The organism is Centipeda artemidis DSM 19719, assembly GCF_000426665.1.
Taxonomy (GTDB): Bacteria; Bacillota; Negativicutes; order Selenomonadales; family Selenomonadaceae; genus Centipeda; species Centipeda artemidis.
Window position 1 is genome coordinate 45198 of record NZ_AUFU01000009.1, and the last position, 21740, is coordinate 66937.

17 protein-coding genes are annotated in these 21740 nt (G+C 57.3%); 14 read left to right on the forward strand and 3 right to left on the reverse strand.

Features of this window, described 5'->3' with window-relative positions; translation table 11 throughout:
* Positions 1–204 precede the first annotated feature (204 nt).
* The gene (locus K341_RS0106615) at positions 205–957 is read left to right on the forward strand and encodes a sulfite exporter TauE/SafE family protein (RefSeq protein ID WP_026762270.1); all 753 of its coding nucleotides are present in this window, start codon (positions 205–207) and stop codon (positions 955–957) included.
* Between the two features lie 50 nt (positions 958–1007).
* On the opposite strand, the gene K341_RS0106620 is transcribed toward K341_RS0106615, so the two are convergent.
* Together K341_RS0106620 and K341_RS0106625 are read right to left on the reverse strand one after the other, a co-directional pair.
* On the reverse strand, positions 1008–3116 hold the full coding sequence (locus K341_RS0106620) for a methyl-accepting chemotaxis protein (protein ID WP_026762271.1): 2109 nt from the start codon (positions 3114–3116) through the stop codon (positions 1008–1010).
* 41 nt (positions 3117–3157) lie between these two features.
* On the reverse strand, positions 3158–4510 hold the full coding sequence (locus tag K341_RS0106625; RefSeq protein WP_009349310.1) for an amino acid permease: 1353 nt from the start codon (positions 4508–4510) through the stop codon (positions 3158–3160).
* Between the two features lie 157 nt (positions 4511–4667).
* Between K341_RS0106625 and K341_RS0106630 the strand changes: the two genes are divergently transcribed.
* The 3 genes from K341_RS0106630 (at position 4668) to K341_RS0106640 (ending at position 7393) form a co-directional block, all read left to right on the forward strand.
* Positions 4668–5294: a polysaccharide deacetylase family protein gene (locus K341_RS0106630; protein WP_009349311.1), complete on the forward strand. Its 627-nt coding sequence runs from the start codon at positions 4668–4670 to the stop codon at positions 5292–5294.
* Positions 5291–5950 carry an IMPACT family protein gene (locus tag K341_RS0106635; RefSeq protein WP_009349312.1) on the forward strand — a complete coding sequence of 220 codons (660 nt, stop codon included), beginning with the start codon at positions 5291–5293 and terminating at the stop codon, positions 5948–5950. The genes K341_RS0106630 and K341_RS0106635 overlap by 4 nt, the downstream gene beginning before the upstream one ends.
* A gap of 114 nt (positions 5951–6064) precedes the next feature.
* Positions 6065–7393, forward strand: coding sequence for a threonine/serine exporter family protein (locus K341_RS0106640; RefSeq protein ID WP_026762272.1), 1329 nt, complete (start codon positions 6065–6067; stop codon positions 7391–7393).
* Between the two features lie 88 nt (positions 7394–7481).
* On the opposite strand, the gene K341_RS11655 is transcribed toward K341_RS0106640, so the two are convergent.
* Positions 7482–7853, reverse strand: coding sequence for a winged helix-turn-helix transcriptional regulator (locus K341_RS11655; RefSeq protein WP_050788013.1), 372 nt, complete (start codon positions 7851–7853; stop codon positions 7482–7484).
* A gap of 181 nt (positions 7854–8034) precedes the next feature.
* On the opposite strand from K341_RS11655, the gene K341_RS0106650 reads away from it, so the two are divergent.
* The 10 genes from K341_RS0106650 to K341_RS0106695 all read left to right on the forward strand — a co-directional run bounded on the left by K341_RS0106650 (position 8035) and on the right by K341_RS0106695 (position 21740).
* A complete protein-coding gene (locus K341_RS0106650) occupies positions 8035–8781 on the forward strand; it encodes an amidohydrolase family protein (protein ID WP_248676882.1) in 747 nt (248 codons plus the stop codon).
* Positions 8782–8941: 160 nt separating this feature from the next.
* Positions 8942–10573 carry a malolactic enzyme gene (locus K341_RS0106655; protein ID WP_026762274.1) on the forward strand — a complete coding sequence of 544 codons (1632 nt, stop codon included), beginning with the start codon at positions 8942–8944 and terminating at the stop codon, positions 10571–10573.
* Positions 10574–10668: 95 nt separating this feature from the next.
* Positions 10669–12078: a DHA2 family efflux MFS transporter permease subunit gene (locus tag K341_RS0106660; RefSeq protein ID WP_026762275.1), complete on the forward strand. Its 1410-nt coding sequence runs from the start codon at positions 10669–10671 to the stop codon at positions 12076–12078.
* 215 nt (positions 12079–12293) lie between these two features.
* Positions 12294–13412: an alanine dehydrogenase gene (ald, locus tag K341_RS0106665; RefSeq protein ID WP_009349319.1), complete on the forward strand. Its 1119-nt coding sequence runs from the start codon at positions 12294–12296 to the stop codon at positions 13410–13412.
* A gap of 93 nt (positions 13413–13505) precedes the next feature.
* Positions 13506–14885, forward strand: a complete 1380-nt coding sequence (locus K341_RS0106670; RefSeq protein WP_026762276.1) for an amino acid permease — start codon at positions 13506–13508, stop codon at positions 14883–14885.
* Positions 14886–15116: 231 nt separating this feature from the next.
* Positions 15117–16223 (forward strand): alanine racemase, encoded by a 1107-nt coding sequence (gene alr, locus K341_RS0106675; protein ID WP_026762277.1) that lies wholly within the window; start codon positions 15117–15119, stop codon positions 16221–16223.
* Between the two features lie 187 nt (positions 16224–16410).
* Positions 16411–17688 carry a hypothetical protein gene (locus K341_RS0106680; RefSeq protein WP_026762278.1) on the forward strand — a complete coding sequence of 426 codons (1278 nt, stop codon included), beginning with the start codon at positions 16411–16413 and terminating at the stop codon, positions 17686–17688.
* A gap of 13 nt (positions 17689–17701) precedes the next feature.
* Positions 17702–18463, forward strand: a complete 762-nt coding sequence (locus tag K341_RS0106685; RefSeq protein WP_026762279.1) for a glucosaminidase domain-containing protein — start codon at positions 17702–17704, stop codon at positions 18461–18463.
* A 17-nt stretch (positions 18464–18480) separates the two neighbouring features.
* Complete coding sequence (locus K341_RS0106690; protein WP_009349324.1) at positions 18481–20112, forward strand: ABC-F family ATP-binding cassette domain-containing protein; 1632 nt, start codon at positions 18481–18483, stop codon at positions 20110–20112.
* 32 nt (positions 20113–20144) lie between these two features.
* Complete coding sequence (locus K341_RS0106695) at positions 20145–21740, forward strand: ABC1 kinase family protein (RefSeq protein ID WP_026762280.1); 1596 nt, start codon at positions 20145–20147, stop codon at positions 21738–21740.

Genomic DNA, 21740 nt, shown 5'->3' on the forward strand with positions numbered 1-21740 from the left:
CTTCTTAGTCACATATATAGATATAATGTATTATACCTTAAAGCAAGGGAAAGCGTCAATCACTATTCCAATTCCACAGTAAAAATAATTAGGACTTTTTTCTTATATTTCACTATGCATACATGTTATGGCGGCGGTGCATCTCATGTATTTTTATGTTATAATATGCGAAATAATCCGATGCATCCAAAGGGGGATTTTCGCTTGGACACATATCTTTCAGGCGTCGCTGCGCACACAGGTCCCGCACTCGCTGTTTTCTGCGCGGCATTCATTCAGTCCATCACGGGATTTGGTCTCGTCATCATCGCCGCCCCCCTGCTCATGTTCTTTTACGAGCCAAAGCTCACTGTCCCCATCATGCTGCTCATCGCGTGCAGCAGCAACTCGGTGCAGGGTTTTCTCATGCGGCGGCAGGCAAACTATCCGCTCATCGGAACGCTCTATCTCGGTATGCTGCTCGGTCAGCCCTTCGGTTTTTTCTTCTTCACATATATCTCCAACGACGCACTCAAGGTATTCATCAACGTTGTTGTTCTGCTGACGCTGCTCCTCATGCATGTTTCGCATCGGCGCATCCCCCAGTGCCGCCGCAACACGATCATCACGGGAATGCTCTCGGGGTTCACCGCCATCACGACGGGGATGGGAGGTCTTCCCTTTCTTATCTATCTCGCGTATACGGAGATGCCCGCCGACGTCTTTCGCGCCACCTGCTTCATCTACTTTTTCCTCGGCAACGCGACTTCGCTTGTCAGCTATCTCGTCGGCGGCTACCCGCTCACGGATGCGTTCAATCAGTTTCTCTATCTCCTGCCTGCGCTCGTCACCGGCATCATCGCCGGACATTTCTCCATGCGCTATATCCCCGCATCTTTCTTCCGTAAATTTATCTTCGTCATCCTCTACATCGCTTCGATCTACACGATTATCTCAATCGTGGGGAAATCACTTTGATGCCATAAAAAAACGCGGTCAATTGACCGCATTTTTTATGGATACGTTTCTCAGCGAATCGAACGAAGAACCGCTTCCAATTCATCAAAGCGCCGCCCCAGGCTCTCTCCGAGCTCTGCCGCTTTTTCGATGGACGCGCCGGAACTTTGAACTGCACTCAGCGCACCGTCGAGATTCCGACGCAGGGTCTCGATCTGTCCGTCAAAGCCGTGTTCAAAGTTCTCAACCTTCTCCTCAAACTCCTGATTCGTCGCAAGCATTTTGTCAATCTCCTGCACATCGCGCAGGAGCTGCGTAATCGCCTCATCGGAAGCCTCCAGGCGTTCGCGCGTATTCTCGGAGAGCTTTCGTACCTCTCCTGCCACAACGGCAAACCCGCGTCCCGCCTCGCCCGCACGAGCGGCTTCGATCGCGGCGTTGAGCGCAAGGAGATTGATCTGTGCCGAGATCTCCGTAATCATCTGCATAACCTGTTCGATTTTTTTTGTACTCTCTGTGAGGGTCTGCAGCTTTGGTGTGATCTCAGCGTTGCGGTCAAGGAGTTCTTTGGTCATATCCCCTTGCCCGCCAAGACTGCTGCCCAGAGTCCCCACAAGTTCCGAAACATTTCCGGCGCTCTCGGAGACACGCGTCATCGTCTCCGCCAACCCGGCCATTTGGCTCCGATAGGACGCGAACTCACCAATGATGCCGTCCTTCAAATCGCCGATAATCTGCATGTGGGTGATTTCACGCGTGAGGAACGACTTTTGACAGTCTGCATAGATCGTCGGGAAATGATCCAGATAGTTGTCTTCAAATTTTTCGCCGGACATCCGATAAAAGAAAATTGCCGTCAACGTCTCGTTGAGATGCACCCCCGAGATTTCGCCAAGTGCAGAATACCCTGCCACAGGAATGCCCGCGAAGAGATCTGCGCCCGCCAGTTCGGCCGAAAAAACAAGCCGCCGCGATACACAGTCGTTGAGCACTGCACCGATCGGCGTCGGTTTCCCCTTTGCGAACGCACGATAATCCGCTTTGAGCGTTTCGATGAGCTTGGTTCGACGCACCAAACGAATTTCTTCACCTGCCGTGATATCGCAGTAAAGACGCAGGCTCTTAGTCTTCTCATCGATGCTGTGCAATGCCCGGATACAAAGCTCACGTCCGATACGTGTTGCAAAATTATAGCCTGCCATAGCATCTATAAGCCCGGAGATGTCGGAAACATGCAGCTCTTTCATCAACACATCGGCAAAGGACACCGGATGTCCGTCGGTATCGGCAACAGTATCCACAGTGCGGAATGTCGAATCCGATCCGATAACGGTCCATTTCTTCCCCGTGTCCTCTACCGCCTGTGTCTTAAAGATTGCATAGCGGTAACCTTCGGCAAGCTTGACAACAAGAACGGCCGCATGGTTCTCAAGAACCTTTTTCCCATCGTAGATGTAGGTATGCGAGAAATCCAGCGCACCGCCCGCACTGCCGCCAATGTAGGGGCAAGGCAAGATTCCTGCGTCATAGATCCCCTTGAGCACGAAGGACTCGCACGAACTCACTCCGTCGACATAAACAAAGGCGAACGTATCGTCAAACCGTACGGGAAACGGAATACTCTCGTGGCGCAGATCTTCACGTATGCGCCGGGTACGCTCTGCCGGTGTTAGCTCGGATACGCCCCGCCGCATGTCGTCGTTATGCAGAGAGAGCGTCAGCATATGTGACTGCACGATCATCCGCTGAGAGAACGCCTGCAGCAGGATCTTTGCACGCCCTTCCTTCGCATCTAAGTAATAGGACCGCGAGCCCTGTTCATAGGCAAGCTCCCCGCAGGTCGTCATGAGAAGGATCTTCACATTGGGCGGTGAAGCTGCGGATACGGCACGTGAGACGTCTTCCATTGAAAGATCCGCCGAAACGAATCCCAAAACAACGGCAGGTCCGCCCGGCAAGTCATATAGTTCCCGCAGCCGCTCCGCCGTCAGCTCCGCGCGCGAAAGATACGCTGTCTTGATGTCTGCGCCGACGACCGACGCCCCGAGGCTCTCAAAGGGTACGTGTGCTTTGGCAGGCGCATCTTTGGGCGTATCCCCGGACGTCAGCGGCTTTGCCTTAATCCGATCCGCGAGAGATACTTCCGACTCCTCTTTTTTCTTCCCCAAAAAACCGAACATATTTACTTCCTCCCTCTCTCTGTTTTCCTCATTATATCACGTCAGCGCGTGCGGTGCAAAACGCGATAGACGAGCATCGGTACGATGAGCATCGGTACGCCAAGATAGAGTGCGGCACGCAGCTCGGGCGTAAAGATCATGAACACGAGACAGAGCACCTGCGCCCAAATGCCGAAGAGCGTCACATAGGGGAACAGCGGCATACGGTAGCGCAGCAATGAGACCTCTCCCCGTGCCTCGAGTGTGCGCCGCCGCCGATATTGGCTCCAGCAGATCGAGATCCACGCCGCCGCCCCCGAGAATCCGGAGAGCGCGAGCAGATAAGTGTAAAGTGCAGCATGGGGGTTCGCTGCATAGATGCCGATGACCACCCAGCAAAAGGCGATGGATGCATAAATTGCACGCGAAGGAATTCCCTTCCCGTTCAGCCCGCCAAGTATCCGCGGTGCCATCCCCATCGTCGCGAGGGCGTGAACCGTGCGCGCCGCACCGTATAGTCCCGAGTTCGAGCACGAGATCGCCGCCGTCAGCACAACGAGAGAGAAGAATGCCGCAAGCTGCGAAAATCCGTGCGCTTCGAGCGCTGCCGCAAACACACTCTCCGTGAGCGTTGCCCGATCCCACGGCAAAATGGAGATGAGCAGCGTGATGGGAACGATGTAGAGTGCGATGATGCGCCACGTCACATTGCGCACTGCAAACGGAATGCTGCGTGCGGGATCCGCCGTCTCCCCCGCTGCAAGCCCGATGATCTCCGCCCCCTGGAAGTTGACAAGGATAATGACCATCGTGAGCGCGATGCTCCAATATCCATGCGGGGCAAAGCCCCCGCTGCCGAGGAGGATGCGCGTGCCGATAAAGCCCTCCTCCCCGATGAGTCCGAGACAAATGAGGAGCGCAACGATACTAAATGCCACGAGCGCAAGAATCTTACAGAGCGAGAGCCAAAACTCGCTCTCCCCAAATTTATCCACACGGAACAGATTAATGACTGTCACGATGAGTCCGAAGAACACCGCCCACCAAATTGTCCCGACCTCGGGCAGGAATGAGTTCATGATGATGCCCGCCGCGATCATCTCTGAGGGGACATAGGAGACCCACGTCACCCAGTACGACCACCCGACGCCGCACGCCCACGCCGCCGAAATATTTTCCCGCGCATAGACAACAAACGAACCGGACAGCGGTTTCTCTACCGCGAGTTCCGCGAGACAGAGCATAACCGCGAGGACGATGAGACCGCCGAGCAGATACGAGATCACGGATGCAGGTCCCGCCTGCTCGATCACATAGCCCGTACCGAGAAAATATCCGCTCCCGATGACGCCGCCGATGGAGATGAGCTGAAGATGCCGATGCTTCAGCTTACGCTGCATGGTCGATTCGCTCATTGCCTTGATAACACAACCTTTCTTCACATTTGAACACAGTCCTTAAAAAACCGCTTTCATCATACTACAAGACCGCGGCGATTACTATCATTTATTTGACAAAAACGTAAATTTTTATTATGATTTGATTATCCATAGTTAAGGAGGCCGTTACATTATGAAATTTAGAGCCTTATTGCTTGCGCTCGCCCTCGTTTTCGGCACTGCGGGAATTTCCTCTGCTGCCGTCACCGACCACCGCGAGACTGCGGTAAACCTCTCCGTCGCCTATCCCGTGCTCAGTCTTGACGACACGGCTGCCGCAGATCGCATCAACGCCGACATCCGGGCGTTCGCGGAAAGCTACCGCGCACAGTTTGAAAGCGGCGCATTCTACCGCGGTGAGCTCGGCTATCGCGTCCACCTCGACGACGACAATTTCCTCTCCGTGACGTTTTCCGACCTGCGCTATGCCCTGCGCGAGAACACGCCCGTGCGCCGCGACTACGGCTTCGTCTATTACAAAAAGACGGGGCAGAGGCTTCCGCTTGCGTTCTTCGTGCATGTCACACCGTCTGATCTCGACGGCGAAGCGGTCAGCGGACACCTCTACAACGAACAGGGCCGCAACACCCCCATCCGACCGGAAAAATCCGTCCAAGAGGTTCCCGTCAACTACTTCCTCGGCGGGCGCGGCTTCGTCTGCCCCATTTTCCAAGCAGGCGAGCTCACAGCGAGCACAGGGCCGACCTACATTCTGCTCGACGCCTCCATCGTCGACTACTTCAACCGTAAAAACAAATGACCATTGCGTCCTATATCACCGTTAAGACAGGGGAGACGCCGATCGCAGGCGTCTCCCCTGTTATATATGAAATTGAGCGCTCTCGCTTCCTCTCCTATGTTCGTCACGCCGAGGAGGAGAGCGATGTTCGCGTTTGGCTCGAGGAGATTCGAAAGAAGCATTTTGATGCTCGCCACATGCCATATGCCTTTGTCTGCGGTGCATCCGCCGAGAAGCAGCGTTCGAGCGATGACGGCGAGCCCGGCGGTACGGCGGGCAGCCCCATCCTCGAGGTGATCAAGGCGCGCGGCATCAGGGATGCAGCCGTCGCCGTCGTCCGCTACTTCGGCGGCATCAAGCTCGGCGCGGGCGGTCTCATCCGCGCTTACGCACACGCGGCGGGACTCGGCCTCGATGCCGCAGAAAAAGTCCGCATGACGCCCCTGCGCACCGTACGACTGCATATCGGCTACGATCTCCTCGCCCCCATTGAGCGCTATATCCGCGACGCCGCACTCCACACGGGCGAAACCGTCTATACGGACGAGGCAACGCTGACGCTCCTCCTCCCCCCGGAGGACTGCGACGCACATATACGCGCGCTGACCGACCGCACGGCGGGGCGCGCCGTTTTCGACCGGGGCGACACTGATTTTGTTGCCGTTCCGCTTCCATAGCACCCGTATTTTTCCATAGAGAAAAACTTTCAAAATCATAGTTCACCCATCTTCAACTCTATGCTATAATGTGTAAAAGTTGTAATTAGATGAGAAAGGCACACGGTAGGTTCTATGGAAACAGCGCGCATTCAAGACGCGTCCTGCGACGACAATAAAACGCTCAACCGCAAGATGAAGATCATGCTCGACATCGGGCAGACCCTTATGGAGAACGGTGCGGACTGCGGGCGCATCGTCCGCGATATGACCCGTACGGCGGCGCATCTGCGCATCCCACAGGAACAAATTCAATCGCACGTCACCTATACGACCCTCATGCTGAGTGTCAGCGACAGCAACCGCTCCTTCACGCAGTTCCGCAAGTGTATGAAGCACAATGTCAACCTCGCCGTCATTGCCGCCGTCAGCAAGCTCACGTGGCGCATCCTGCGCGGCAACACCGCCATGCATCCCATCGAGCGCGCCATCGAGCGCATCCGTCAGCGCCCGCTCTGCTATCCGGACTGGGTAATCGCGCTCGGCGCCGCGATTGGCTCGGGCGGTTCGTGCAAACTCTTCGGAGGGAGTTGGTTCGAGGCGCTGATCGCAACAATCGCTGCATTCGCAGGATTTATCTCCTACCGGCTCAGCACACAGAATGCATTCAACCCATATGCATGTGCCATGATCACAGGCTTTGTCGCGACGCTCTGCGCCTGGATCATCCCCACCGTACTCGGGCTTCCCATCATGTGGTACGCACTCGTCGCGTGTACCATATTCCTCATGCCGGGCTTCCCGTCGGTCAATGCCGCGAGCGACATGCTCAACCGTTTCACCACCTCCGGCATGACGCGTGCCATGGACACCATGCTCATTATCGGCGGGCTCACATTCGGCATTGCCTTCGCCATTCTCGTCGCGGGCGTGCACAACATCTCGGACGTGCATATCCAGCCGACCGATACCTATCTGAACCAAGCGGTTGCCGCAGCGCTCGCGGCGGGCGGCTTCTCCGTCATGTTCAACACGCCGAAAAAACTGCTCGCCGTCGTCGCCCTTGAGGGCATCGTGACCATGCTGATCCGCAATGTCATCATGCTCGAGTTCGGACTGCCGCAGGCGATCGGCTCGTTCGTCGCTGCCGCCGTCGTCGGCATCGCAGCACTGAAGATCATCCACATCGTTCACACGCCGAACACCGTCCTCATCATCCCGCCCGTCATTCCGCTCGTTCCGTGCGTCCTCCTCTACCGACTCCTTTTCGCTATTCTCCACATACAGACCATCTCCGTGGAGGAGCTGCTCGAGGCACTGCGCTTCGGCGTCGACGGCATCACGATCATCCTCGCCATCGTCGTCGGCGTCTCCATCCCGAACATCTTCATCCAAAAACGCATGGAGCGCGCACAGCAGCGCGAAATCGACGCCATCATCGCGGCACGCGAAGCCGAGGGATAACACACCGCGGCATTTTGCACTGCCCCGGCACATTGGACGCCTTTACCATTACCGTTCTCAACGCCCCCCAAAGATTGACGCCGTCACATCAATCTTTGGGGGGCGCTGCCGTGCCATCAATCATGTGTTTTTTTGAAATCGTTTCTTGATAGTGCCGTCCCCAAGTGCAAAGTTCCTTCAAAACAGGGCGGATTGTCATGCCGAGAGCGGACAGCGCATATTCCACTTTCGGCGGCGTTTCCGGATAGACGGTTCTTGTGATCATTTTTTGTTCTTCCAGCGTCTGCAGCTGCCGTGCCAGTGTCTTCGTCGCAATAGGCGCCAATTGTCGCCGCAGTTCATTGAAACGAACGGGTCCTTTGGATATCTGCCAAAGGAGTTTCAGTGTCCACTTCCCGGTCAATATATTTAAGCAGACTTCCATCGGGCATCGATCCGCAGCTTCCATCGCCTTTGCCATAATTCGGCCTCCTCTGCCGGTGTCAAAAATGCCGCTAAACGTCAAAAAAGTGCCTTCTTGCGGCGCCTTCTCTATCGTGCTATGGTTGATTATAACAGAAAACGCATAAGAAAGGCAGGGTTTTATGGTCATCGATAATCACGAACACGTCATGCTGCCGACGTCCCTCCAGATTCAAAAGATGGACGAGGCGCAGATCGACAAGACAATTTTATTCACAACGACGCCGCATGTCGAACGGGCGAAAACAGCCGCACTGAAAGATATCGACAAAGAAATGGCCGTCTTGTACCGCGTGCTCGGCGGAACGTATACACCGGAAGAGCGGCGCGCGCAAATGAAAGCATGCATCGTCGAATTAACGAGTGCAATCGCTTCTGCGCCGGATCGTTTTTTCGGGTTCGGCCCCGTTCCTTTGGGCTTATCCCTACCGGACACATCCGCATGGATAGAACAACATGTCGTCCGCAACGCGCTGAAAGGCGTCGGCGAATTCACGCCCGGCTCCGATGCGCAGATGGAGGAGCTCACGCCGATATTTGCCGCACTTTCTTCTTTCCCCGGGCTGCCCGTATGGGTGCACACATTTCATCCCGTCGGGATCGGCGGTCTCAAGATCCTCATGCGTCTATGCGAAAAATACCCGTCGGTTCCTGTGATATTCGGTCATATGGGCGGCATTCATTGGATGGAGGCCATAGCATTCGCGAAAAATCACAACAATGTATATTTGGATTTATCGGCAGCATTCACAACGCTCTCGGTGAAATGTGCGCTGACGGAAGTCCCGGAAAGATGCCTCTTCGGTTCGGATGCTCCCTTCGGCGCCCCCGTCCTTTGCAGGCAGCTGATCGAATACGTCAGTCCATCCGCCGCAGCAACCGAAATGGCCTTAGGGAATAATATCGCGCGTCTCCTTCAACTTTAAGCGACGGCAAAACGAACGCGCGGCATGTTTCCATTGGTCGTATATCGTCTATTGAAAATTCTTTGCACGAATCCGATCTCGAAAAAAAGATAACGGCTCTCCTGTTTTTGTGTTATGATAGATTTAGCTTTTAGATATATGGGACATGGGAGGACCTATCATGACACCGTATGACATTCTGAACAATCCGTTCCTCAACAAGGGCAGCGCCTTCACCGAGGAGGAACGCGACCGCCTCGGTCTGCGGGGACTCCTGCCGCCCGCCGTGCAGACGCTCGAGGAGCAGGCGGCGCAGGCGTATGAACTCTATCAAAAGAAAGCATCACCCCTGCAAAAACGCGAGTACCTCATGCGCATCTTCTCCATCAACCGCACGCTCTTCTTCAAAGTGTTTGCCGAGCACGTCGAAGAGATGATGCCCGTCGTCTACGATCCTGTCATCGCCGAGAGTATCGAAGGGTACAGCCACGAATTTATTGATCCGGAGTACGCCGTCTACCTCACCGAGAATGATGAAGCACAGTTCAAGGATATCCTCCACCGTGCTGCGGGCGACCGCAAAATCCGTCTGATCGTCGTTACGGATGCCGAGGAGATTCTTGGCATCGGCGACTGGGGAACAAACGGCGTCGATATCTCCGTCGGCAAGCTCATGGTCTACACTGCGGCAGCGGGCATCGATCCCGCCTGCGTGCTCCCCGTCGTCCTCGACGTCGGCACGAACCGCAAAACACTGCTCGCCGATCCGCTCTATCTCGGCGTACGAAAGAATCGGCTCACGGGCGATGCCTATCACCGCGTTGTCGCTTCATTCGTGGACGCCGCGGAGAGTCTCTTCCCCGGTCTCTATCTGCACTTTGAAGACTTCGGGCGCGATCATGCGACCGCCCTTCTGCGCGAGTATCGCCCCCGCATTGCGACATTTAACGACGACGTGCAGGGGACGGGGATCATCTCGCTCGCGGGTATCCTCGGCGCGCTGCGCATCAGCAAGGAAAAGCTGACAGATCAGACTTACATGTGCTTTGGTGCGGGTACGGCAGGCGTCGGCATCGCAAATCTTGTGATGAGCGAAATGATCGCGCAGGGGCTTTCCCCGGAGGAGGCGCGCAGGAGATTCTACCTTGTGGATCGGCAGGGGCTGCTCTTTGACGATATGAACGATCTCACCGAGGAGCAGCGCCCCTTTGCCCGCAGCCGCAGCGAGTTCCCGCAGGGAGCGCCAAGCGCCGATCTCCTCGGTGCCGTGCGGGCGGTACATCCGACGATTCTCGTCGGCACTTCCACTGCCCCCGGCACATTCAGCGAAGCGGTTGTGAAGGAAATGGCGTCACATACCGCGCGCCCCATCATCTTCCCGCTCAGCAACCCGACCAAACTCGCCGAAGCGACTGCGCAGGATCTTCTCCGATGGACGGACGGAAAGGCACTGATTGCAACGGGCATCCCGTACGATCCCATTGACTTTGGCGGCGTCACCTACCGCATCGGACAGGCGAACAACGCGCTCATCTACCCGGGCGTCGGTCTCGGCGTGCTTGCTGTGCGGGCAAAACGGCTCAGCGACCGCATGATCTCCGCCGCCGCACACGCACTCGGCGGACTCGTTGACCCTGACTCCCCCGGCGCCGCCGTGCTGCCGCCCGTCTCGCGTCTCACCGAATTCTCGATCACTGTCGCAGAGAAGGTCGCCGCATGTGCCGTCGAAGAAGGACTCGCCGAACAAACAGACATCGGCAAGGCAATCGACGCGATCCGCTGGACACCCGAATATCGTCCGCTGAATATCTAAAACTTCGATTGAATAAATAAAGAAACAGAGCATATGTCTTTGCTCTGTTTCTTTATTTCATCTCACACAGCATATATTTTCAGAAAGGATCACCTATGTCATCGGAATTTCAATTCGAACGCCGTATTGACGCAAAGCTCCTGCTCTCCCTCCTCGCGGCGGGTCTGATGTCCTTTACAGGCGTCGTCATTGAGACGGCAATGAACGTCACCTTCCCGACACTGATGCAGGAATTTGACATCGGTATCTCCGTCGTTCAGTGGATCACGACGGGCTATCTGCTCATGCTTGCCGTGATCATCCCTCTCTCAGCTTTTCTCAAGGCACGATACGCAATGCGGCGGCTGTTCTTCACGGCGAGTCTCCTCTTTCTCATCGGCACGCTGCTGGGAGCATTCGCGAACAGTTTCGCCATGCTGCTCGTCGGGCGCCTGCTGCAAGGTGTGGGAACGGGCATTGCCCTCCCTCTCATGTTCAATATTGTACTCGAGCAGGCACCGTTCGACCGTACGGGAATGATGATGGGCGTCGCCTCGCTCATCTGTGCGCTTGCTCCTGCCGTGGGGCCGTCCTTCGGCGGGTGGGTTGTCGAGACCTTTGGATGGCGCAAAATCTTTCTCTCGCTGCTCCCCGTCCTCATGCTTTCATTTATCGCGGGCATGTATGCGATTCGCCAATCATCCGCGCTCAATCGTCCCTCCTTTGATGCGTTGTCTTACGTTTTCCTCTCATTGGGATTTATCGCACTCATTCTCGCAACGAGTTTCGCAGGAGACGACGGGTGGAGCGATCCAAAAATTCTTGCTCTCCTCGCTGCATTTATCCTGCTCCTCGCCGCGTTCGCCCGGCGATCAAGAGGGAGCAAATCACCGCTCATCCGGCTCTCCATCTTTGGCGACGCCCGCTTTACACTCAGCGTTCTCGCGCTCCTCCTCGTTCAGTTCATCACGCTCGGACTCGGTTTTCTCCTGCCGAACTTTTCTCAGCTCGTACATGGAGAATCCCCCTTCACCGCAGGCTGTATCCTCCTGCCGGGGTGTATTGTCGGTGCGATTCTCGCCCCGTTCGGCGGTCGTATGCTCGACACGTACGGAGCACGCCGCCCCATCGTCTTCGGCTGCACGCTGATTGCCCTCGCCTCGTTCGCCTTTGCGCTCGACCTCCCTGCATCGACAACGCTCTCACTCACGGCGATCTATGTTGTCTATACGATTGGACAAGGATTTGCAGCGGGCAACATTATGACGAACGGTGTGCGCTTGCTTACGTCCGCACGCCAAAGTGACGGAAATGCCGTCTGCAACACGCTCCAGCAACTCGCAGGTGCAGTCGGAACCGCCGTCGTCTCGAGCATCGTCGCGGCAGGACAGCAAACCGTCCCCGCGTCGCTCCCGGACGGTACCATGACCGGAAGCCTGAACGCCCTCTATTTCCTCTTCGCCTGCGCCGTCTTTGCCCTTATCGCAATGTTCATCGCATTAAAGGGAACGACACGACAAAATTAATCACCGAATACGAACAACCGGCGCAGCAGTTTGTGCCGGTTGTTGTGTCCAAGTTTGACCCAATACCGCCAAAAGAATCTTATGTATACAAAAGTAAATGCGATTCTTTTTACTTGACAAAACTATCTGAATTATAATAAAATGCTAACTAGGGTAATTTGCAACGTTTACCTGCCGTGTAAACCTTCTGTTATGTATGTGTAGGAGGAAAAAGCATGATTGTTGGCGTTTCGAAGGAAATCAAGAACAATGAGTTCCGCGTCGGTATGACCCCTGCGGGTGTCGAGGCAATGCGCCGTGCCGGTCACACGGTACTGATCGAAGAGGGCGCCGGGGTCGGCAGCGGGTTCACCGATGCCGATTATAAGGCAGTTGGGGCAGAAATCATCTCGGATAAGAAGGCGCTCTTCGATAAATCAGAAATGATCGTCAAGGTCAAAGAGCCGCTCGAATCCGAATACGATCTCTTCCACGAGGGACAGATCCTCTTCACCTACCTTCACCTCGCGGCAGAGCCGGCGCTGACCGAAGCGCTCCTCAAGAAGAAGGTTGTCGGCATTGCTTATGAAACCGTCCTCGGCAGAAACGGCGTCGGACTCCCCCTCCTCGCTCCGATGAGCGAGATCGCAGGGCGTATGTCCGTACAGATCGGTGCACAGTTCCTTGAGAGCCGTTACGGCGGCAGCGGCGTTCTCCTCGGCGGCATCGCAGGCGTTGCGGCGGGACAGGTCGTCATCATCGGCGGCGGCAACGTCGGCACGAACGCGGCAAAGATCGCCGTCGGTCTCGGTGCACGCGTCACCATCATCGACCTCTCCATTGAGCGTCTGCGTTATCTCGACGAGATCTTTGGCGGCCGCGTGATCACAGAGTACTCCTCGAGCTACAACATCGCAAAGTGGGTGCGCGAGGCAGACCTGCTCATCGGCTCCGTCCTCGTTCCGGGCGGCCGTACCCCGACCCTCGTCACCGAGGATATGGTCAAGACCATGAAGAAGGGTTCCGTCATCGTTGACGTCGCCATCGATCAGGGCGGCTCCATCGAGACCTGCGATCATGTGACGACGCATGAGGATCCGACGTTCGAGAAGCACGGCGTCATTCACTACTCCGTCGCAAACATCCCGGGTGCCGTTTCCCGCACCTCCACGCTCGGCATCACGAACGCAACCATTCCCTATGCGGTCGCTATCGCATCGAAGGGCTACAAGGCTGCGCTTAAGGAAGTGCCGGGACTCAAATCCGGTCTCAACACCGTGGACGGCCATCTGACGAACAAAGCCGTCTCCGAGGCGCTGAACATTCCGTTCGAGGAAATTGACAAGTTCCTCTAATCCCTTGAACGATTGAATCCTGAAGAGCTGTTTCACCTTGCATCTCCGTGCTCCGTGAAACAGCTCCTTTTGTAAAAAAAGTGGGAGAGTTTTATGCATTTCTGGAAAAAGAAAACACTGGAGGACTTCAGTGCGCAGCGTGAGGGCAGTAAGCTGATCCGCACGCTCAGCACTCTTGATCTTACCTTCCTTGGCATCGGCGGCATCATTGGCGCAGGCGTTTTCGTCCTGACAGGTATTGGTGCCGCGAAATATGCCGGCCCGGGCATTGTCCTATCGTTCATTGCCGCAGGGCTTCTCTGTATGTTGGTCGGTCTCGCGTACGCTGAGCTGGCCTCACTGATCCCCGTTGCGGGCAGCGCATATGCCTATACCTTCGCCGCACTCGGCGAGGGCATGGCGTTCCTCTGCGGATGGTCGCTCATCATCGGCTACATCGTCACGGCGAGTGCCGTTGCCGTCGGATTTTCCGCCTACTTCTCAGGAATGATGGCGTCGCTCGGGATGGAGATCCCAAAAGCGCTGACGACAACCATGCCGGAGGGCGGTCTCATCAATCTCCCCGCTGTGGCCATCACACTTGTACTGGGGCTGATCCTGGCGCACGGCACAAAGGAAAGTGCAAAGCTCAACATGGCGCTGATCCTCATTACACTCTGCGCGATCGTTGCTTTTGTCGCCGTCACCGCCCCCCATGCTGTTGCGGATAATCTGGATCCCTTCCTGCCGTTTGGCCCCGGAGGGATCATGGCAGGAGCTGCCGTCGTATTCTTCTCCTTTATGGGATTTGACACCGTAGCAACCTCGGCGGAAGAATGCAAGACACCGGAGAAGAGTCTGCCGATTGGCATTGTGCTCTCTATCTTCGTCTGCATCTGCCTCTATGCCGCCGTCGCGCTCGTCCTCACGGCAACCATCAACTACACAGATCTCGATCGTGCAGATCCCGTGGCCTACTGCCTGCGGCTCATCGGCTATACGGGGCTTGCGAACTTCGTCACCGTTGGCATCCTCGCGGGCATGATCACGACACTCATCGTCTACATCTTCGGACAGGCACGCGTCTTCTTCGCAATGTCGCGCGACGGCTTCCTGCCCATGGCTCTCTGCAAAATCCATGAGGACTATGGCACGCCGTACGTCATCACGCTCGTCGGCTCTCTCTCGATTGCGATCATTGCGGGATGCGTTCCGATGCTCTACATCGTCGAGCTCGCGAATACGGGCGTTTTGACGGCATTCCTGCTCGTCTTTGTCGGACTCATTGCGCTGCGCCGCAATGCGCCCGAACTGCCGCGCACGTTCCGGTTCCCGATGCTCTACGTCCTTGCCCCGATCGGCATCGTAGTCTGCATCTACCTGATCTACGCGCTGTCCATTACGACAAACGTCATCTTCTTCGTCCTGCTGCTGCTCGGACTTGGGTTCTACTACACCTACGCTGAAAAGCACCGCTGCTGGGAGAAAAGATAACCCCCGTTGATATTCCTCATGACCGGGATACCCTCGCATACGCGTCGGCATCCCGGTTTTTAATTGTCCACCGTATCACGCCGCCTTTTAGAAACACCCGCGCACTTTTTTCGTGCAAAAATCTTTCATCACGAGATGAATACATTGCATAATGGCGCAACGTACGGTAGAATAGGCAGGAACCACAAAGAAACCGCAATCATACAATGATTTTTGAAAGGGAGTGCATCTATGCCCAGTCGCGCGGCATGGGTCGAGATCAATCTCGGTGCAATCGCACATAACTACGGCGAAATACGTAAACATATTCAAAAGGATGCAAAACTCTGTGCAGTCGTCAAGGCAGACGCTTACGGGCACGGTGCGATCGCCGTGGCACGCAAGGCGATTGCCGCCGGCGCAGAATATCTCGCGCTCGCTACAATTTCCGAGGCGCTGAAGCTGCGCGAGGCGGGCTTTACAACGCCGCTCCTTATCCTCGGGTTGACAAAGGCGGAAAACTCCTTTGACATCGTCGACGCGGACATCACACAGACCGTCTGCCGTCTTGATCTTGCAGAGGCGCTCTCTGCGGAAGCCGTCTGTCAGAATAAAACGGTCAAGGTGCATCTCGCGGTCGACACGGGGCTTGGGCGCATCGGCGTCCGTCCCGAGGATGCGGCGTCAATGGCACGGGCGATCATCTCCCTCCCGAACGTGGAGCTCGAAGGAGTGTTCTCCCATTTCGCCCTCGCCGACACTGCGGACAAGTCCTTTGCGATGCAGCAAGTTCGTCTCTTTGCAGAGGCATGCGATGCCATCGAGCACGCGGGCATCCACATCCCCATCCGTCACATCGCAGAATCGGCAGCGATTCTCGATCTGCCCGACGTACATTTTGATATGGTGCGTGCGGGCATCATCCAATACGGCATCTGGCCGTCGAGCGAAGTCACCCGCCCCATCACGCTGCGCCCTGCGATGAAGTTCTGTGCGCGCATCGTCTATATCAAGACCGTCGCGCCGGGTGACTCCGTCGGTTACGGGCGAGCATTCATCGCCCCGCGGGAGACGCGCATCGCGACGATCTCGGTCGGCTACGCAGACGGTTTCTTGCGTGCATATGCGGGCGGTTCGGTAGAGCTACACGGGAGACGTGCCCCCATCGCGGGGCGCATCTGCATGGATCAGTGCATGATCGACGTGACGGACATCCCGGAGGCGGCAGTCGGTGATGTGGTGACGCTCTTCGGTTCGGAGACGCTCACCGCCGACGAAGTCGCCGCACGCGCAGGTACGATCAGCTATGAGGTGCTTTGCCTCGTCTCGAAACACGTCTCGCGGATTTACATGAAGTAAAATTTTTCCCAAAAAACAAGACCGATCTGCTTCTGCACTAAGTGCAAGCATATCGGTCTTTTTCGTTGCTCCGCGCTCATTTTTCAGCACTTCCCCGCGTCTGTCCATTCTTATTTGTGCAAATTCTTTCTTTATGGTAAAATAGAAATGTTTTTTAGACAACGGCAGATAAGCTAGGAGAACGGTGATGAGCAGCGACAAAAAAGCGATGCTGCGCGCGTGCTGCGCGATGCTTCCGCTTGCCCTCGTCGCCGCGCTCACGCTCGTCCTCGTTGCTTCCTTGCTCGCGCGCGCGGGCGTGCCGCTGCCGGCGGCATATGCGGTGAGCATTGTCTCCGCCGCGCTCGGCACGCTGCTCATATCGCGCGGCGGGCGGACGCTGATTGCGCTCCCCTCTCCCGCGATTGCGGCATGGCTCATCTACGAGGAGATCATCGCGCGCGGGCTCGCGTGGCAGGAAGCGCTCGGCATCGTCGCCGTTGTTTCCCTGCTCTACGCACTGCTCTTTCATGCAGAGCGCGAGACGCATCCGATCGATCTCCTGCCGCCGATTGTCCGGACGGGGCTCGTCCTCGGGCTCGGATTCTCCATGCTCGTGACGGCGTGCCTCTACGCGCGCATCCTGCTCCCCTCGCCGTGGGCGCTTACGATGGGCGGCGCACTCTCCGATCCGCTGATGTACTACACGATCGTCGGCATCGTGCTCACGCTCGTGCTGCATACGATGCACGTGCGCGGCGCCGTGCTCATCGGCATGGCGATCGTCGGCGCGCTCACGCTGCTCGAAGGCTTTTGGGAAATTCCCGCCGCGCCGTTCCTCCTGCCGGAGGGACTCGATCAAACGCTCGGGGCGTTCACGTTCCCCATGCGCATCGAAGCCGCCGTCACGGTCGGCGTGACACTCTTTTTTGCGCTCATGGTGGAGAGCGGTGCATCGCTCGCCGCGGTGGAGTCGTTGTCGGAACGCGGCTCGTACCGCGTTCTGACGCGGCTGCTCGGCGCGAATTTCGGCGCGGCGCTCCTCGGGGCGTTCCCGCTGACGATCGCGCCGCTCTCGGCGGTGCTTCCCGCGCGGGAGGAAGGGCGCATCGGGGGCATCCCGTTCACGGCGTGTGCCTTTGCTCTGCTGCTCGTCCTGCTGCTGCCGTGTGCGCCGCTCGCGCAGGCGATTGCGGATTTCCCCGCGATGCCCGCCGCCGCACTCTTTTGCTTTGGACTGATGCTCTTTACGCGCGGTCTGCGCCTCCTGCAGGCGTCGCCGGAGCCGCTCACATGGGGCGATGCCCTCGTGCTGGCAATATTTTTCCTCGCGAGCTACGATATCAAGGTCTCGCTGATGGATTCTCTGCTCGTCTGCATCCTGCTCGGCATCGCGCGCGGCACATGGCTCAAAACGCGTTGGGGAACCGTCGTCCTCACCGTGCTGCTGCTCTTCTTTTTCTTGGTCAAATTCTCATCGATATAGGGGGTTCACTTCTTTGCGAAAGGAAATTGTTCTGTGCGGCGTCACTGCCGCAGCTCTCAGTATCTCACTCCTCACCGCGTCCGTCACGGCGGACGCGCGCCGTGCCCACGATCCTGCGACCGCGACAAAGGTACATACGGAGCGCACGGCCGACGCACCGAAAAAGGCAGATTTTCGTGCGCGTATCAACGCGCTCCTGCAGGAGACGGCGCCGCCCGCATCTGCAGATGGGGAACCGGTATTCAGCGTGCCGCGTACCCTCTCGGCGTACGACACCGCGATCATTGGCACGCCGCTCGCGACGGAGGAACAATGCGTCGACTATCTCCTAAGCGTGAACCCGCATCCCGCCATCTCCGTCTCGCCGCGCGAGCTTGTCTCCTACTACTATGAGGAAGGTGCGCGCGAGGGCATCCGCCCGGACGTCGCCTTTGCTCAGGCACTCAAGGAGACGGGATTTTTCCGCTACGGCGGCACGGTGACCCCGGATCAGAATAATTACTGCGGGCTCGGGACGACGAGCACGGCGGTGAAGGGAGCTTATTTCCCTACCTCGCAGATGGGCGTGCGCGCACACATCCAACATCTGCTCGCCTACGCATCGACCCGCAAACCCGTCCACCCTGTCATAGACCCGCGCTACACACTCGTACGGAACGTCTACGGCACAAGCACACTCGATCATTGGCAGGATCTCAACGGACGCTGGGCAGTCCCCGGCGACTCTTACGGACAGAGCATCCTCTCAATGTTCCGCGCGATCCTGCAAAAATAGATAAGGAGCACGGCTACATGATCACAGTCAACAATCTGAGCTTACAATTCGGCAAACGAGTCCTCTATAAGGATGTCAACCTGAAATTCACCCCCGGCAACTGCTACGGCATCATCGGTGCGAACGGCGCGGGCAAATCGACATTCCTCAAGCTCCTCTCGGGCGAGATCGAGCCGACGGGCGGCATCGTGGACATCACCGCGGGCGACCGTCTCGCCGTGCTCCAACAGGATCACTACGCGTTCGACGAGGTGGAGGTGCTGCGCACCGTCATCATGGGGCACGCGCGTCTCGTGGAGATCATGGACGAGAAGGACGCGCTTTACGAAAAGGCGGATTTCTCCGACGAGGACGGAATGCGCGCCTCCGAGCTAGAGGCGGAGTTCGCCGAGCTCGACGGCTGGAACGCGGAGACCGAGGCGGCACAGCTCCTCAACGGACTCGGCATCCCCGACGCGAAGCATCACCTTAAGATGAACGAACTCGCGGCGGCGGAAAAGGTGCGCGTCCTGCTCGCACAGGCGCTCTTCGGCGCGCCCGACATCCTCCTGCTCGACGAGCCGACGAACCATCTCGACGTCTCGTCCATCAACTGGCTCGAGAACTTCCTCGCGGACTTCCCGAACACGGTCATCGTCGTTTCGCATGACCGCCACTTCCTCAACCAAGTCTGCACCTATATCTGCGACGTGGATTTTGGGAAAATCGAACTGTATGCGGGCAACTACGATTTCTGGTATCAGTCGAGTCAGCTCGCGCTCCAGATGGCGAAAGACGCAAACAAGAAGAAAGAGGAGAAGATCAAAGAGCTCCAAACCTTCATCCAGCGCTTTGCCGCGAACGCCGCAAAATCCCGGCAGGCAACCTCGCGCAAGAAGCTCCTCGAACGCATCACGCTGGAGGACATCAAGCCGTCGGCACGCCGCTACCCCTACATCGCATTTACACCCGACCGCGAGGCGGGCGATCAGCTGCTGACCGTCGAGGGGCTCTCCAAGGAGCTCGACGGGCGTCAGCTCTTCAAGAACGTCAGCTTTACCCTCAAAAAGGGCGACAAGGTCGCCTTTGTCGGACCGAACGGCGCGGCAAAGACCATGCTGTTCAAGATCCTCATGGGCGAAGAGACTGCAGACGAGGGCACGTTCAAATGGGGCGTCACAACGACGCAGACCTACCTGCCCGCCGACAACAACGCGTATTTTGACGGCGTAAAGCTGAACCTCGTTGACTGGCTGCGCCAGTATTCCAAGGATCCGGACGAGACCTTCGTCCGCGGCTTCCTCGGGCGGATGCTCTTTTCCGGCGAAGAGAGTCAAAAGCGCGCCGAGGTGCTCTCCGGCGGCGAGCGCGTCCGCTGTATGCTCTCGCGCATGATGCTCTCGGGTGCGAACGTCCTCCTCTTTGACGAGCCGACGGATCACCTCGACCTCGAGTCCATCACCGCCCTCAACAATGGGCTGATGTCGTTCGGTGGCACGATCCTCTTCGCATCGCGCGACCACGAGTTCACGCAGACCGTCGCAAACCGCATCATCGAGATCACCCCCGTCGGCGTCGTCGACCGCATCTCGACCTACGACGAATACCTCTCCAACGAGACCGTCAAACAGCAGCTCGCAGAGAAATACAAAGCCGCGGGCGCAAACTAAGTTTCAAAAATGCCGCACAGGAGGTGGCGATCATGTTCACGGGATTTTTGCCGGGCGCTGAAAATAAAAATGCCGCCCTGCGTCTGCGCGAGATGGTCACCGTCCTGCGCCGCCACGATATTGTGCACGGACTGACGCCCTCGAAGCTGCGCGCTATCTTCGAGGATCTTGGTCCCACCTTTGTAAAGTTCGGGCAGATCATGAGTATGCGCCCGGACTTTTTGCCGACCGAATACTGTGACGAGCTGATGAAGCTCCAAACGGGTGCGAACCCCCTCCCCTTCTCCGTCATCCTCTCCGTCGTCGAGCAGGAATACAATAAAGACTGGAACAAGGTGTTTCGCGAAATCGACAGTACACCGCTCGGATCCGCGAGCATCGCGCAGGCGCACCGCGCACGGCTCGCCTCGGGCGAAGAGGTTGTCATCAAGGTGCAGCGCCCCGGCATCCACGACATCATGCGCATGGATCTCATGCTCATGAAGCGCGCCGCGACCATCATCCGGATCGTCAGCCGCGACGATGTTGTCGATTTTCGCACGCTCATGGACGAGATGTGGAACATCGCAAAACAGGAGATGGATTTCCTCATCGAGGCAAGTCACATCGAGGAGTTCGCCCATCTCAACCGCGAAAATCCCTTCATCGCCTGCCCGCGCGTCCTGCGCGACCTTTCCACACAGCACATCCTCGTCATGGAATACATCGATGGCATCCCGCTCGACCAAGCGGAAGCACTTCATGCGGCGGGCATCGACGTCACGCAGATCGGACGGCGGCTCGGCGAGAACTACGCAAAGCAGATCATTGAGGACGGATTCTTCCACGGCGACCCGCACCCCGGCAACATCCGCGTGCGCGGCGGCACGATCGTATGGCTCGATCTCGGCATGATGGGACGCCTCAGCAACCGCGACCGTACCGCCCTGCGCCGTGCGATCCTCGCGCTTGCCACGCACGATACATTCGAGATGAAATCCGCCGTGCTCTCCCTCGGCATCGTCAAGGGGCGCATCAACCACGCGCAGCTCTATCAGGACATCGACGTCATGATGGAGCAGTACGGCAGTCTCGACTTCACCGACGTTCACATGGGCGTCCTTACGAATCAGATTCTCGGCATCCTGCGCGTGCATCACATCGGCTGTCCGAGCGGGCTTGCCATGTTCGCGCGCGGCGTCATGACCGTCGAGATCGTCATGCGCCGCTGTGCCCCGGAGGTCAGCTTCCTCGAAATATTTGCCCGCAGTTTATCCCTCGGGATCGTGAGCGGCATGTCGTGGAAAGAAGGTCTGAATAAGGCAAAGCAGGAAGGCGTCATGCTCCTGCGCAAGTCCGTGCAGATCCCCGAACAGCTCGCCGACCTCCTCAAGATGACCATGAGCGGACAGGCGAAGCTCAACATCGACCTCACCGGCTCCGAAGAGCCCGTGCAGCGGCTTGACAAGATGATCAACAAGCTCATCCTCGCGCTCCTGTGCGCGGCAAGTCTCATCGCCTCGAGCACCCTCTGCACGACGAATATGCAGCCGCAGGTCGCAGGCATTCCCGTTATCGGACTGCTTGGGTATCTCATTGCCTTCATGCTGAGTATGCGTCTCATCTGGGACGTTCATAAGGGAGTGTAG

Bases quoted from the DNA above. Each gene is read 5' to 3' on its own strand.
- K341_RS0106625 (WP_009349310.1), bottom strand. From the start codon at position 4,510: ATGAGCGAATCGACCATGCAGCGTAAGCTGAAGCATCGGCATCTTCAG.
- K341_RS0106635 (WP_009349312.1), top strand. From the start codon at position 5,291: ATGACCATTGCGTCCTATATCACCGTTAAGACAGGGGAGACGCCGATC.
- K341_RS0106650 (WP_248676882.1), top strand. From the start codon at position 8,035: ATGGACGAGGCGCAGATCGACAAGACAATTTTATTCACAACGACGCCG.
- K341_RS0106630 (WP_009349311.1), top strand. From the start codon at position 4,668: ATGAAATTTAGAGCCTTATTGCTTGCGCTCGCCCTCGTTTTCGGCACT.
- ald (WP_009349319.1), top strand. From the start codon at position 12,294: ATGATTGTTGGCGTTTCGAAGGAAATCAAGAACAATGAGTTCCGCGTC.
- K341_RS0106655 (WP_026762274.1), top strand. From the start codon at position 8,942: ATGACACCGTATGACATTCTGAACAATCCGTTCCTCAACAAGGGCAGC.
- K341_RS0106640 (WP_026762272.1), top strand. From the start codon at position 6,065: ATGGAAACAGCGCGCATTCAAGACGCGTCCTGCGACGACAATAAAACG.
- K341_RS0106690 (WP_009349324.1), top strand. From the start codon at position 18,481: ATGATCACAGTCAACAATCTGAGCTTACAATTCGGCAAACGAGTCCTC.
- K341_RS0106695 (WP_026762280.1), top strand. From the start codon at position 20,145: ATGTTCACGGGATTTTTGCCGGGCGCTGAAAATAAAAATGCCGCCCTG.
- K341_RS0106680 (WP_026762278.1), top strand. From the start codon at position 16,411: ATGAGCAGCGACAAAAAAGCGATGCTGCGCGCGTGCTGCGCGATGCTT.
- alr (WP_026762277.1), top strand. From the start codon at position 15,117: ATGCCCAGTCGCGCGGCATGGGTCGAGATCAATCTCGGTGCAATCGCA.
- K341_RS0106620 (WP_026762271.1), bottom strand. From the start codon at position 3,116: ATGTTCGGTTTTTTGGGGAAGAAAAAAGAGGAGTCGGAAGTATCTCTC.
- K341_RS0106660 (WP_026762275.1), top strand. From the start codon at position 10,669: ATGTCATCGGAATTTCAATTCGAACGCCGTATTGACGCAAAGCTCCTG.
- K341_RS0106670 (WP_026762276.1), top strand. From the start codon at position 13,506: ATGCATTTCTGGAAAAAGAAAACACTGGAGGACTTCAGTGCGCAGCGT.
- K341_RS11655 (WP_050788013.1), bottom strand. From the start codon at position 7,853: ATGGCAAAGGCGATGGAAGCTGCGGATCGATGCCCGATGGAAGTCTGC.